The organism is Nocardioides koreensis (genome assembly GCF_039531775.1).
In the GTDB taxonomy this organism is placed as follows: domain Bacteria; phylum Actinomycetota; class Actinomycetes; order Propionibacteriales; family Nocardioidaceae; genus Nocardioides; species Nocardioides koreensis.
In genome coordinates this window covers 84,611-97,743 of the sequence record NZ_BAAAQR010000002.1, presented here as the reverse complement: position 1 = coordinate 97,743, position 13,133 = coordinate 84,611, and the positions used below count along the sequence as shown (strand labels likewise).

Sequence of the window (13,133 nt, the reverse complement as noted above, 5' to 3'; positions counted from 1 at the left end):
TGTCGGTCAGCCGGGTGCCGCGATGTCGCGGCGGTCCAGGGTGGGCAGGCTCGCCAGCGTGACGAGCACGCAGCCGAGGGCCAGCCAGAGGAAGTCCAGGGGCAGCCCGCCGCCCAGCGGGCCGCTGGCCAGGGCCTGCTCCATCGGCGACAGGTGCTGCCACGGGTCGACGGACTCGACCATCAGGCCCGCCACGTAGAGCACGTACGCCGCCACCGCCAGCGCCGCCGGGATCGCCACCGCCAGCGACTTGCGCCCCGTGGCCGCGCCCACCCCCAGCGCGACCAGGCCGAACTCGCTGCCGAGCAGGACCATGGACAGGCAGCCGCTGAACGCGTCGACCGGGCCGATGCCCATGCCGATGGCGGCGCTGCAGGCCAGCGTGACGGCGTACAGCGCGACACCGAGCGCCAGCACGCTGGTGACCAGCGCGAACGCCTTCTCCAGCAGGATCCGGGTGCTCGAGAGCGGGGTGACCAGCAGGACGTCGAGGGTGCCGTCCTCCTCCTCGCCCGCGACCAGCCGGGCCCCGCGTCCGATCGCGTAGACCAGGAACAGCGCGGGCAGCAGCAGCGTGAACAGCTCGGCGTTGATGAAGCCCAGGCCGCTGGTCATCGCGCTGACGTCGAAGAGCCGCTGCATGTACTCGGGGTACTGCTCGAAGAGCTTCTCGATGTCCGGCATGTCCTTGAACGACGGCCAGATCAGCGACTCGGTGAGGACCAGCAGCCCGACGCCGACCGACCAGCCGATCAGGCCGTGGCGGTGGTCGCGCAGGCTCTTGAGGTAGACGCTGCGCAGGAAGAACGGCGTCTCGGTGGCGGCGGTGGCCGCGGGCATCACGCGACTGGCCACGGCTCCTCCTCCTCGTGCCGGTAGTAGCCGAGGAAGACCTCGGTCAGGTCCGCCTCGTGGGTCTCGATGTTCTCCACGCCGTACGGCGCGACCGCGCGCAGCAGCGCCTCGGCCGACCCCGCCAGCACCAGGTGCGCCGTCCGGTCCCGGACCCGGACCTCGGCGACCTGTGCGCAGGCGCGCAGCACCTCGACCGGCACCTCGTCGGTGAAGGTCACGTCCCAGCGGCGCACCACCTGCGCCCGCAGCTCGGGGATCGTCGCGGTGCGGACCAGGACCCCCGCCCGCAGGATCGCAACGGTGTCGGCCACGGCCTCGACCTCGGAGAGGATGTGGGAGGAGAGGAAGACGGTCGCCCCGGCACGGCTCACCTCGCCCACCAGGGTCAGGAACTCCGCCTGCATGATCGGGTCGAGGCCGGTGGTCGGCTCGTCGAGCACCAACAGGTCGGGGCGGTGCATGAACGCCTGGACCAGGCCCACCTTCTGCCGGTTGCCGTGCGAGAGCGTGCCGATCCGGCGGCCGAGGTCGAGGTCGAACCGCTCGGCGAGCTGCTCGACCCAGGACCAGTCCACCCCGCCGCGGAGCGCGGCCAGGTAGCGCAGGTACTCGGCCCCGGTCAGGTCGGGGTAGGCGACGAACCGGCCGGGCAGGTACCCGACCCGGCGCTGCACCTCGTCGGGGTGGGTCGCCACGTCCAGCCCGAGGACCTCGGCGGTCCCGGACGTCGGGCGCAGCAGGCCGGTCATCAGCCGGATCGTGGTGGTCTTGCCGGCGCCGTTGGGCCCGAGGTAGCCGAACACCGCTCCGGTCGGCACCACGAGGTCGAGGCCCTGCAGCGCAACGGTGGCGCGGAACGCCTTGCGCAGCCCGCTCGTCCTGACGGCGGCCTCCATCGCGGCCCTCCTCGTGCTCGTCTGCCTGCGACGCTAGAGCGCGCGGAGGAACGACCTCAGGGGCCAAGGTCCCGGCGCCGGGGTGCGCTTCGCCACGACGCCTCCGGTGACCTTGGCCCCTGTTCCGCGGGCGGCGCCCGGGCTTGACTGAGGGGGCGACGAGGAGAGCCAGATCAGGTGTGCGGCACCAGATCCCCGGGAGACCGGGGTGACCGGCCGAGACTCCAATACCCGTGTCAAACGGGATGAGGCTCTCCTCGTCCCACGTCGCCGTGACCTCACTACGCTGGCCGGATGACCGTCCGTGTCGAACGCTCCGGCCCCGTCACCACCGTCGTCCTCGACCGGCCGGAGGTCCGCAACGCGGTCGACGGGCCCACGGCCCTGGCGCTCGCCGACGCCTTCCGGGCCTTCGACGCCGACCCCGAGCAGGCGGTCGCGGTGCTCTACGGCGACGGCGGCACGTTCTGTGCCGGAGCCGACCTGAAGGCGGTCGGCAGCGAGACCGGGAACCGGGTCGCGGAGGACGGGGACGGCCCGATGGGACCCACCCGGATGCGGCTCTCCAAGCCGGTGGTCGCCGCGATCGAGGGGCACGCGGTCGCCGGAGGCCTCGAGCTGGCCACCTGGTGCGACCTGAGGGTCGCCGCGGAGGACGCCGTGCTCGGGGTCTTCTGCCGGCGGTGGGGGGTCCCGCTGATCGACGGCGGCACGGTGCGGCTGCCCCGCCTGATCGGCACCAGCCGGGCGCTGGACCTGATCCTCACCGGCCGCCCGGTCGAGGCCGTCGAGGCCCAGCGGATCGGCCTGGTGAACCGGGTGGTGCCGAGCGGTACGGCGCGTGCCGAGGCCGAGGCGCTGGCGGCGACGCTCGCGGCGTTCCCCCAGGCCTGCCTGCGCAACGACCGGCTCTCCGCCCTCGAGCAGGAGGGGTGCAGCGAGCACGAGGCGCTGATGGGGGAGTACCGGCACGGCCTGGACTCCCTGGCGGCCGGTGCGCTCGACGGCGCCGCCCGGTTCGCCGCGGGCGAGGGGCGGCACGGGTCGTTCGGCGGGTGAGCGTCCAGGGGTCGGTCAGTGCGGCGGCCGCAGGCAGACCGCGACCAGGGACTCGGGGCCGTCGTCCCGGAAGACCTCCCAGCCGCGGTCGAAGCTGACGACCGCGACCCGCCCCTGGGCCCTGCGGATGATCGCCGACCCCGGGATCTGGGAGTGCCCGAAGCCCTCGGTGCTGCACCGGTAGCGCTTCATCAGCGCCGCCAGGTGCGCGTCGGCGGGGGACTGGAGCGAGGACGCGGCGGGCCGGTCGCCGGAGACGTCCATGTCCGCGATGTCGAAACCGCTCGGCAACAGGACCATGGCCACCAGGGAGCCGATGACGGTCACGCCGGCAGCCTGGACCAGGTGGTGTCGCAGGGTGAGGGGGCGGTTGCCTCGGAACAGTGGTGCCATGTCCGCCCAACGAGCCCGCGCAGCGCAGGTCACGGTGGCCGGGTCGGTCAGCCGGGTACGCAGCCGTCCGGTGCCACCGGCAGCCGCCGGGGCTCGCCGCGGTGCAGGTAGACCGGTACGCCGCAGACCGTGCGGGCGAGCCGGTAGTGCTCGGCCAGCGCCGCGGCGACCCGGTCACGGGGGTCGAGCCCCCACGAGTCGAGGTAGCTCCACCGCAGCACCCAGGTGGGCGGGTGCCGACCGTCCAGCCGGCGCACCAGCCGGTCCAGGTGCGGGTCGAGCGTGCGCAGCGGCAGGGTCCACAGGAACGGGTAGCGAGGGGTGAGCCCCGAGGCCATGAGCACGTCGGCGTGCCCGTAGGTCACCAGCGCGGAGTCGCCCGGCCGCGCGGCGTCCCTCAGCCAGGCGGCCACCTCCGCGCTCTGGTGCTGGTCGGGGGGTCGGTCCGCCGCGGCACGCAGGCTCGTCATGACCAGGGCCGACGCGAGGACGACGACGAGCCCGGGCACGACCGCGAACGGCCGCCGTCGCTCGGCGGCGGCCGCGGCGGAGGCGACCAGCGCCACGCCCGGGACCAGACCGATCAGGTAGTGCGACCAGTAGGCGCCACCGCCCATCACTGCGAGGGCCTCGAACACCACCGTGGCGAACACCGCCAGGGCCAGTGGGTCACCGCGCCGCGCCCGCGGGCCCAGGACCCACAGCCCGGGGAGCACGACCAGCGCGAGGCCGGTGACGAACGTCAGGCCCAGCAGGGTCAGTGCCCGGTGGTCGTTGGCGCTCGAGGAGTACCGGACCATCACCCCGGCGGCGTCGAGACGGAACTGGTACAGGGTGAACCACAGCGCCGGCAGGCCCGGGCCGTGCGTCTGCGCCCACACGGCGGTGCCGGCCAGGGGCACGAGTGCGCCGACGGCCCCGAGGCCGAGGAACCGGGTCGCGCGTCCCCAGGACCACGCGCCGGTGGCCGCCGAGGCGAGGGCGAGGCTCGCCCCGAGCACGAACGCGTCGGCCAGGTTCTGCTTCACCAGCAGCGCCCCGGCGGCCAGCGCGCCGGCGAGCAGCAGCAGCGGGACGTCGCGGTGGCGGCGCGGGCGCATCGCCACGACCAGCAGGGCGAGGCAGGACAGCATCGTCAGCGGCGCCCCCAGCAGCTCGCCGTTGACCTCCACCGTGCCCAGGAGCGGGTTCCCGACCAGGGCCGCGGTGGCCAGGGCCGCCCACGCCGTCCCCCGGCGCCCGGCCAGCAGGTGGCCGCAGCACGCGGCGGCCACGACCAGCACCGCGGTCGTCAGCAGGGCCAGCAACCGGGCGGACTCGAGGCCTCCCAGGGTGAGTGCCAGCTTCCAGAACAGGACGAGCGCCGGGGGCCGGTCCACGAAGAGGTGGCCGTAGAGCCGGGGCCCGCCGTCGTGCCAGTGCTGCGCGACGAGCAGCAGACCTCCCTCGTCCGGGTAGGGGACGTGCTGGACGAAGGGCAGCCGCAGCGCCACCGCGAGGACCACGGCGGCCGCGGTCACGCAGACCGGCGAGCCGAGAACCTGGAGGGCCCGCCCGAGCCGGTGCCGCGAAGCACCCATGCCTTCGACCGTAGGTCGGCTCCGTGGACGCCCGGATCGCTCGCCGCGGATGAGTCCCTAGGCTCGGGTCGTGACCCCCGCCTGGTTCTCCTCCCCGTCCGACGCCGTCGACCGGCTCGCCACCTCCGGCTACCTCGCAGACCCCGCCACGGCCACCACGGCGTACCTCGCGGGTGCGTTGGAGAAGCCGCTGCTGGTGGAGGGCCCCGCGGGCGTCGGCAAGACCGAGCTCGCCAAGGCGGTCGCCCGGGCGACCGGCGCGGACCTGGTCCGGCTCCAGTGCTACGAGGGCCTCGACGAGGCCCGCGCGCTCTACGAGTGGAACTACAAGAAGCAGTTGCTCCGCATCCAGGCCTCCCAGTCCGACGACCGGAGCTGGTCGGAGACCCACGACGACATTTTCACCGACGAGTTCCTGCTGACCCGTCCGCTGCTCACGGCGATCCGCCGCGAGGAGCCCACGGTGCTGCTCGTGGACGAGGTGGACAAGACCGACGTGGAGGTCGAGGGCCTGCTGCTGGAGGTGCTCTCGGACTTCCAGGTCACCATCCCCGAGCTCGGGACGGTGGCCGCCGTACGCCGCCCCTTCGTGGTGCTCACCTCGAACGCGACCCGCGAGCTCTCGGAGGCGGTGAAGCGGCGCTGTCTCTACCTGCACCTGGACTACCCGGACGCCGAGCGCGAGCGCGAGATCGTCACCTCCCAGGTGCCGGGCCTCGAGGACCGGGTCGCCGAGCAGCTGGTCGCGACCGTGGCCCGGCTGCGCGAGCTGGAGCTGAAGAAGGCGCCCTCGATCGCGGAGTCCGTCGACTGGGCGCGCACGCTGATCGCCCTGGAGATCGGCGACCTCGACGAGAAGGCGGTGGCGGAGACCCTCGGGGTCGTCCTCAAGCACGCCTCCGACCAGGACCGTGCGGTCCGAGAGCTGAAGCTGCGCGCGTAGCCATGGACCTCGATCACGATCACCGCAGCGGCCTCGTCGACCGGCACATCGCCTTCCTCGAGGCGCTGCGCGGCGCGGGGCTGCCGGTCTCGCTGGCCGAGGACATCGACGCGATCGCGGCGCTGCGCGCCCTGCCGTGGGACGAGCGCGCCACGATCCACGACGCGTACGCCGCGACGCTGGTCAAGCGGCAGTCGCAGCGTCCCACGTTCGACACGCTCTTCGACCTCTACTTCCCCCGGCTCGTGGGCGAGGGTGCGGCCGCCGCCGGGAACGAGGGCGAGCCCGGGCGGGACGAGTCCGGGCCGGGCGGGGTGCGGGACAACGCCGCCGCCCTGACGTCGTTCCGGGCCGAGCTCTCCGACGCGCTGGCCGGCGACGACCCGCAGGCCCTGCAGCGGCTGGCGACCGAGATGGTCGGCCGGTTCGGTGCGATGCCGGGCCGCGGTCCGGGGCTGTCGTCGTGGTCGGCCTACACGGCGCTGCAGCGGGTCGCCCCGGCCGAGCTGACCGACCGGATCGTCGCGTCCCTGCTGGCCGGGGGCCGGCTCGAGGAGGAGGCCGCCCGGGTCGCCGGACGTCGGATCGGCGGGTTCACCCGGATGGTCGAGGACGACGCCCGCCGCCGGATCGCCGAGGAGAAGGGCGCCGACCACGTCGCCGACGTGGCCGTCCGCCCGAGCATCGACCGGCTCGACTTCACCTCGGCTCGTCGGGCCGACCTCGAGGAGATGCGCCGGGAGATCTACCCGCTGGCGCGCCGGCTCGCCACCCGGCTCACCCAGGAGCACCACGCGAAGCGCCGGGGCCCGCTGGACTTCCGGCGTACCGTCCGGGCATCTATCTCCACCGGCGGGGTGCCGCTGGTCACCCACCACAAGCCGAAGCGGCCGCACCGCACCGAGCTGGTCGTGCTCTGCGACGTGAGCGGCTCGGTGGCGAGCTTCGCGCAGTTCACCCTGCTGCTGGTCTTCGCGCTGCGCGACCAGTTCCAGAACCTGCGGGCGTTCACCTTCGTCGACCAGGTGCACGAGGTGACCGGCCACTTCCGCCCGGGCGCCGACGTCGCCGACGTGATGGCCGACCTCGCCGCGAGCACCGCGCACGCCGCGCTGTGGGGGCGCACCAACTACGGCCGCGCGTTCACGAAGTTCGCCGAGCAGTATCCCGACGCGCTCGGGCCCAAGTCCTCGCTGCTGGTGCTGGGCGACGCCCGCTCGAACTACAGCGACCTGTCGCTGCCGGTGCTGAAGGACCTCGCCGGGGCGGCGCGGCACGCGTGGTGGCTCAACCCTGAGCACCGGCGGCACTGGAACACCGGCGACTCGGCCGCCGGGAGCTACGGCGAGATCGTGCCGATGGTGGAGTGCCGCAACCTCACCCAGCTGGGGGAGCTCGTCCACGACATCCTCTGACCACCCCGGGCCCGGGCAACCCGGTCGACCCGGGCGCCCCCGGGCGTAACCGCGCCACCCGCGACGTCGTTGGCTGCACGGGTCCTGCATCGGAAGGTGGTCCCCCATGCCTCGCACCAACGCGGTCGTCCGCGTCCTGCTCGCCGCCGTGGTCGGCGTGCTCCTCGGCACCGCCGGGATGCGGCCGGCCGGCGCCACCGAGAGCCCGGCGCCGCTGGGCGACGTACGCCGGGTGGTCTTCGTCGGGAACAACTGGGACGGCACCGCCGACGTCCTGGCTCCGGGATCCTTCGAGCGGCTCGGCCGCATCGACGTCGTCCCCGACTACGACGAGCGGATGCGGGAGATCACCACCGACCCGGTCCGGCTGGCGTACTTCCTGGCGATCCAGCAGGAGATCGGGGAGGGGCACGACCAGCTGGTCGACGACATGTACTCCTCCCGCGACGGCCGGCTGCTCGTCGTGTCGCGGCCCTCCTTCGCGGACGTGGTCGGGATCAGCCTGGCGAGCAAGCAGATCGTGTGGCGCTTCCCGGTGGCGGGCTACCGCTCCGACCACATGGCGATGTCCCCGAACGGCCGACGGGTCGTGGTGAGCGCGTCGACCGCCGACCTGGTGCACGTGCTGCGGGTCCGCGACGGCAAGGAGCTCGGCCGGTTCCCCTCGGGCGGCTCGCCGCACGAGAGCGTGTTCATCGACGGTGGGCGTCGGATCCTGCACGCCAGCATCGGCATGGTCTACAGCCCGCTGGACCAGCCGGAGGCCGACGCCACCAAGCAGGAGCGGCGGCTGGAGATCGTCGACGCCCGCACGTTCGAGGTGCTGCGCAAGTACGACCTGCGCAAGGCGCTGGACGAGCGGGGGATGGAGCGCACCAGCACCGCGGTCCGGCCGCTGACCCTCTCCCCGGACGAGCAGACGTTCTACTTCCAGGTCTCGTTCCTCCACGGCTTCCTCGCGATGGACCGGGCCAGCGGGCGGATCACCCGGGTCGTGCACCTGCCCAACCTGGTCAAGGACACCCCGCGCGAGCAGTACCTCCTCGACTCCGCCCACCACGGCATCGCGATGAACCCCGCGGGCACGAAGATCTGCGTCGCCGGGACCATGTCCGACTACGCCACCGTGGTGGACGCGCGCACCTTCGAGCACGGCAAGCTGCTGAAGGGTGGGCTGAAGCCCTACTGGGTGACGCCGAGCTGGGACGGCCGCAGCTGCTACATCTCGTGGAGCGGCTCGGACAAGATCTCGAAGATCTCCTACCGCACCGGGCGGATCGTGCAGAGCGTCCGGGTCGGCGACCACCCGCAGCGGGTGCGGAACGGGTACGTCGCCCGCTCGCTCGTCGCCGGCCTCTGACCGTCGCCTCCTCCGCTACCGTGCAGCCGTGCACGAGCGGCGCTTCGCAGGGGTCATCGCGCTCCACCGGGAGCACGTCGTCCTCGTGCGCGCGACGGGACAGCTGGGCCGGGGAGTTCTGGAACATCCCCAGTGGGCGCGTCGAGGCCCACGAGACCCCGGTCCTCGGGGCCGTCCGCGAGCTCGCCGAGGAGACGGGACTGCGGGTGGCGCCGGACGGTCTCCGCCTCGTGGGGACCTCCTCGACGACGCACGGCGACGGTCGTTCCCTGGCGTGGAACTTCACGACGATGATCGACAGCCCGGACCTGGCCGTCGACGACCCGGACGGGTCGATCCTGGAGGCCCGCTGGTTCCCGCGGGACGAGGCCGTCGACGTCCTGGGACGCCTTCCCTACCGTCCGCTCGCCGAACCGGTGGTCGCCCACCTGCGCGCGGAGGTCGCCCCCGGGTCGCACTGGGTCTACGAGTCGGTGGACGCACCCCCGGCGGTCATCGCCCCTGGCTAGGGGTGCCGCGTGACCTGGAAGACCTGGCTGCTCACCGTCTGGCCGGACGATCCGCCGAGGAAGCCGTCGTCCTGCAGGCTCTGCAGCTGCTCGCGGATCGAGGGGTCGTCGGAGGCGTCCACCGCGGCGGCCCCGTTGGTGTAGTGGCTCAGGCTGTGGTTGTCGCCGATGCTGCTGCCCGGGTCGTCGAAGTGGACCGTCACCTGCTGCGGTGAGTCGGGGTTCTCCTCGCCGTCGAGCAGGGGGACGACGTCGCCATGGTTCTCCAGCGAGAGCACGTGGGTGCCGGGCGGGAAGCCGTCCACCTGCGCGGTCGGCGAGCCCGCCGTCACCACGTGCGTGACGTGGTAGTCGCTGCCGTTGCTGAGGATCGCGGCCGCCTCCATCCCGCCCTGGGAGTGGCCGGCGAGCAGCACCGGGTCGTCGGGCCCGATGCCGGCCTCGTGCATGGCCTGGAGGATCCCCTGCAGGTAGGCGTTGTCCTGGCCGTGGATCAGCTGGAGGTTCGTGGCCATGTCGCGCACGTCGCCGTCCTGGGTCCACGGCAGCGTCGTCATGTCGTCGGTGCCGGGCAGGTAGACGATGTGCCGGACGTGGCCGTGGCCGTCGTCGATGGTCTGGATCTCGACGGTCCCGTTGTTCTCGGGGTGCAGCCCGTCGGAGAGCTGGTTGGCCTGGTCGAGGTGGGTCATCAGGTCGGCGAGGCTGCCGGGCTGGGTGCCCCCGGCCGGGGTGGCGAGATCCGTGCCGTGGACGGTGAAGCCCGGGTCGTCGCCGTACAGCGCGGCGAGCAGCCCGGCCGCCGACTCCGTGTCGGGCGTCAGGGAGGGGATCCCGAACGGCCCGCCCGGGAGGCCGGGGGTGGCACCGTCCCACAGGCCGTCGAGCAGCCCGCCGCCGCCGTTGACGAGGTGCTGGAGCAGCTCGGGGTGGTCGGCCAGCCAGTCCTGGAGGGCATCGCCGGCGCCGGCCCCGTCGTCGCGGAGCTGCTGCTGGACCGCCGGCGGCAGCTGCTGCCACACGAGGTAGGCGAGCGGCCCGACCGTGACACCCGCGGCGAGCAGGGCAGGCAGCGAGGCGGTGAGGGTGAAGCCGAGCGCGCGTCCGACCAGGTAGTCGACGCCCTCGAACGTCGCGTGCACCAGGTCGTCGGTCTCCTGGAACACCCGGACCGTGACCCGGATCAGGATCGCGTCGGTCTCCCACCCCAGCGACTCCACGAGGATGCCCTCGGGGCCGGTGGTGGCGACCAGAACGGCCGCCTCGGCCTCGCCGAAGGTCAGCGGGGAGAGGAGCGCGGACTCGACCAGGTCGCCGTTGGCGAGGGTGCGCGCCCCCAGACCGGCCCAGACCCGCATCCGGTTGCCGGCGGCGTCGTACGTCGAGGCGAGCGCGAGCACGGCGGCGTACGTCGCGGCGAGCCCCTCGGAGCCGCCGGTGACCCCGGTGATCGGGACGGTGCCGCCGGGGCCGTCGCTGCGGGTGGTGGTCATGCCCGGACCCCCGTCACCAGGCGGGCCACCTCGACGCCGAGCCGCAGCGGCTCGACCGGGTGGACCCGGACGCGGGCCTCGCCGGCGTGGACGTACGGCGTGAGCGCCCGCCAGCCGTCGGGGAACAGCAGCCAGCTCACCCAGCCGGCCTTCCGGGCGCCGGTGGCCCCGACCCCGGCCACGACCGTGCGCATCCGACCGACCGAGGCGCCGTGCAGCAGCCGGAGCTGCTCGCCCGTGTCGGCGACACCGAGTGCCGCCGGGTCGTCGTCGGCGTGGACACCGCCGGTGTGGCGGCGGACCAGCTCGGCCAGCACGTCCTCGCGGTGCAGTCGCAGTGCCTCGCCGCTGCCGAGGAGCAGCTCGTGCGGCAGGTCCACCACCCGCGCGGGTGCCGACGGGCGGGTCGTGGGCGCGCGCACCGTGACGGCCCGGGCGAGCTCGACCTGCCACAGGTCGTCGTCGAACCAGCCCAGCTCCATCATTCGCCCGCCCGCGGTGGACAGGCTGCAGACCCGGCCGCCGCGGAACCGCTGCCACGCGTGGAGCTGGGCGAAACCCGCCGGCGCCTGGGCGCGGCGTACCGACACGTCGACGTCGACCAGGACCTCCGGTGCCGCGAAGACGGCCATCGCCGCGGCCACCTCGGGCTCGAGGTCGCCGGCGGCCGTCACCAGGCGGGACCGGCGCAGCTCGCCCTCGGGGTCGGCCGGCTCGGGCTCGGCAGCGGCGGGCGGCTCGGCGTCCAGGCGGGCGGTGGCCGGCGGCGCGGGCCGGCGCTCCCAGGGCAGGGGGGTGTCGGTGCGGGCCGCCAGGTGCTCGACGGCCGGGCGGGAGAGCCGGAAGCGACGCGGCAGCCGGGCGACGGGCTCGGGGTCGGGCGGCGCGGTGCGGCCGTCGGGGCCGAGCGTGACCGTGACCATCAGTGCAGCCCCGGGATCTCGATGTCGAGCCAGTCCTTGCTGCCCGAGGGCGGGGGCACGAACCGGTCGAGGAGCTGGTCCAGCGGGTCGGGGGCGACGTGCCGGATCCCGTCGAGGATGCCGCGGCCGAGGTCGGCCAGGCGGTCCCGGGCGCCCGCGACCAGGCCGTGCACCCGGCGCTCGATGGCGGCGATCAGGTCCTTGAGCCGGTCGACCTCGTCGGCGTGGTGGTCGAGGGCGTCGGCGGCGTCGTCGTGCAGGGCGGCGGTCCGCCGCAGCTCGGCCGCCCGCTCCCGGCTCCGGAGCCGCAACGCGTCGGCGGCCAGCCCGCGCCAGTGCACGCTCTCGGCGTGGGCGACGAGCCGGTCGGCCTCGTGGCGGATGTCGGCGGCCTGGTCCCGCATCGTCCGGGCCAGGCCGCGGATCACGCTGGTGTCGCCGTACATCTCGCGCTCCTCGGTCGGGTCGAGAGCATGCTGCCCTACGCCGAGGCGAAAAAACGTCAGTTCGGCAGAGCTGTGGAGAGCCGGTCCAGCGCGCACTCGACCTCGTCGGTGGGGCCCGCGAAGCTCAGCCGCACGAAGCGGGAGCCGTCGACGGTGTCGAAGTCGACGCCCGGCGCCACCGCGACACCGGTGCGGGCCAGCAGCTCGCGGGCGAAGGCCATCGTGTCGTCGGTGAGGTGGCCGACGTCGGCGTAGACGTAGAACGCACCGTCCGCCGGCGCCAGCTCGGTGATCCCGAGCCGGGGGAGGCCGTCGAGCAGCAGCCGCCGGTTGTGGGCGTAGCGGCGGACGTGGCCGTCGAGCTCGGCGTACGCCGCCTCGTCGAAGGCCGCGAGGCAGGCGCGCTGGGCGAGGACGGGCGGGCAGATCGTGAAGTTGCCGGTGAGCACGTCGACCGCGCGGCGCAGGTGGGCCGGGGCCAGCATCCAGCCGATCCGCCAGCCGGTCATGGAGAAGTACTTCGAGAACGAGCTGAACACCACGGCCCGGCGGCTGGTCTCCCAGGCGCTGCGCGACATCGGGGCGCCGCCGTCGAGGGGCGCGTACTCGATGCCGTGGTAGATCTCGTCGGAGATCAGCTGCACGCCGTTCTCCTCGCACCAGGCGGCGAGGGCGGCGAGCTCCGCGGGCAGCAGCATGGTGCCGGTCGGGTTGGCCGGGCTGGCGAGCACCAGGCCCTTGAGGCCCTCGATCTGCGCGACCTGGTCGACCGTCGGCTGGAACCGGGTCGCGGGGCCGGTGGGGATCTCGACGACCTCGCAGCCCAGGGCGCTCAGCACGTTGCGGTAGCAGGGGTACCCCGGTCGGGCCATCGCCACCCGGTCGCCCACCTCGAACGCCGCGAGGAAGGCGAGCAGGAAGCCACCACTGGAGCCGGTGGTGACCACGACCTCGTCGGGGTCGACCTCGATCCCGTGCGTGCGCCGGTGGTGGCCGGCGATGGCCTCCCGCAGCTCCAGGATGCCGGTGGCGGGCGTGTAGCCGAGCGGGTCGCCGGACTGCAGCAGCCGGATCGCCTCGTCGCGCACCGGCCCGGGCGCCCCGGTGCTCGGCTGCCCGGCCAGCAGGCTCAGCATGTCCCCGTGCGTCCGCTGCCGCTGCGCCGCCGCTGCCAGCAGGTCCATCACGTGGAAGGGCGGCACGTCGGCCCGGCTGGCGGCCTCGAACCTGGTCATCTCGCGAGGGTAACGGGGTGGGCGCT

General features: G+C 73.8%; 13 protein-coding genes. 5 read left to right on the top strand and 8 right to left on the bottom strand.

Annotated elements, in window-relative coordinates; translation table 11 throughout:
* Positions 1-6: 6 nt before the first annotated feature.
* Positions 7-855: an ABC transporter permease subunit gene (locus ABD268_RS04500; RefSeq protein WP_344148230.1), complete on the bottom strand. Its 849-nt coding sequence runs from the start codon at positions 853-855 to the stop codon at positions 7-9.
* On the bottom strand, positions 840-1,751 hold the full coding sequence (locus tag ABD268_RS04495; RefSeq protein ID WP_344148227.1) for an ABC transporter ATP-binding protein: 912 nt from the start codon (positions 1,749-1,751) through the stop codon (positions 840-842). The genes ABD268_RS04500 and ABD268_RS04495 overlap by 16 nt, the downstream gene beginning before the upstream one ends.
* 294 nt (positions 1,752-2,045) lie before the next feature.
* Here ABD268_RS04495 and ABD268_RS04490 point away from each other — a divergent pair, with 294 nt between their 5' ends.
* A complete protein-coding gene (locus tag ABD268_RS04490) occupies positions 2,046-2,810 on the top strand; it encodes a crotonase/enoyl-CoA hydratase family protein (RefSeq protein WP_344148224.1) in 765 nt (254 codons plus the stop codon).
* A gap of 15 nt (positions 2,811-2,825) precedes the next feature.
* Here the strand turns inward: ABD268_RS04490 and ABD268_RS04485 are convergent, their stop codons facing one another.
* Together ABD268_RS04485 and ABD268_RS04480 are read right to left on the bottom strand one after the other, a co-directional pair.
* Entirely contained in the window at positions 2,826-3,137 is a 312-nt protein-coding gene (locus tag ABD268_RS04485) for a hypothetical protein (protein WP_344148221.1), read from the bottom strand.
* 113 nt (positions 3,138-3,250) lie between these two features.
* Positions 3,251-4,783 (bottom strand): hypothetical protein, encoded by a 1,533-nt coding sequence (locus tag ABD268_RS04480; protein WP_344148218.1) that lies wholly within the window; start codon positions 4,781-4,783, stop codon positions 3,251-3,253.
* Between the two features lie 70 nt (positions 4,784-4,853).
* On the opposite strand from ABD268_RS04480, the gene ABD268_RS04475 reads away from it, so the two are divergent.
* The 4 genes from ABD268_RS04475 to ABD268_RS04460 all read left to right on the top strand — a co-directional run bounded on the left by ABD268_RS04475 (position 4,854) and on the right by ABD268_RS04460 (position 9,010).
* Positions 4,854-5,726 carry an AAA family ATPase gene (locus ABD268_RS04475; protein ID WP_344148217.1) on the top strand — a complete coding sequence of 291 codons (873 nt, stop codon included), beginning with the start codon at positions 4,854-4,856 and terminating at the stop codon, positions 5,724-5,726.
* 2 nt (positions 5,727-5,728) lie between these two features.
* On the top strand, positions 5,729-7,141 hold the full coding sequence (locus tag ABD268_RS04470; RefSeq protein WP_344148215.1) for a VWA domain-containing protein: 1,413 nt from the start codon (positions 5,729-5,731) through the stop codon (positions 7,139-7,141).
* A 106-nt stretch (positions 7,142-7,247) separates the two neighbouring features.
* Complete coding sequence (locus tag ABD268_RS04465) at positions 7,248-8,501, top strand: YncE family protein (protein WP_344148212.1); 1,254 nt, start codon at positions 7,248-7,250, stop codon at positions 8,499-8,501.
* Positions 8,502-8,521: 20 nt separating this feature from the next.
* Positions 8,522-9,010, top strand: coding sequence for an NUDIX hydrolase (locus ABD268_RS04460; protein ID WP_344148209.1), 489 nt, complete (start codon positions 8,522-8,524; stop codon positions 9,008-9,010).
* Here ABD268_RS04460 and ABD268_RS04455 read toward each other — a convergent pair.
* The 4 genes from ABD268_RS04455 to ABD268_RS04440 are packed head-to-tail and all read right to left on the bottom strand — an operon-like array spanning position 9,007 to position 13,107.
* Positions 9,007-10,503 carry a hypothetical protein gene (locus ABD268_RS04455; RefSeq protein ID WP_344148207.1) on the bottom strand — a complete coding sequence of 499 codons (1,497 nt, stop codon included), beginning with the start codon at positions 10,501-10,503 and terminating at the stop codon, positions 9,007-9,009. The two genes, ABD268_RS04460 and ABD268_RS04455, sit on opposite strands and share 4 nt — an antisense overlap.
* Positions 10,500-11,426: a hypothetical protein gene (locus ABD268_RS04450; RefSeq protein ID WP_344148204.1), complete on the bottom strand. Its 927-nt coding sequence runs from the start codon at positions 11,424-11,426 to the stop codon at positions 10,500-10,502. The genes ABD268_RS04455 and ABD268_RS04450 overlap by 4 nt, the downstream gene beginning before the upstream one ends.
* The gene (locus tag ABD268_RS04445) at positions 11,426-11,872 is read right to left on the bottom strand and encodes a hypothetical protein (RefSeq protein WP_344148201.1); all 447 of its coding nucleotides are present in this window, start codon (positions 11,870-11,872) and stop codon (positions 11,426-11,428) included. The genes ABD268_RS04450 and ABD268_RS04445 overlap by 1 nt, the downstream gene beginning before the upstream one ends.
* A gap of 56 nt (positions 11,873-11,928) precedes the next feature.
* Positions 11,929-13,107 carry a pyridoxal phosphate-dependent aminotransferase gene (locus ABD268_RS04440; RefSeq protein WP_344148198.1) on the bottom strand — a complete coding sequence of 393 codons (1,179 nt, stop codon included), beginning with the start codon at positions 13,105-13,107 and terminating at the stop codon, positions 11,929-11,931.
* Between the last annotated feature and the right edge of the window lie 26 nt (positions 13,108-13,133).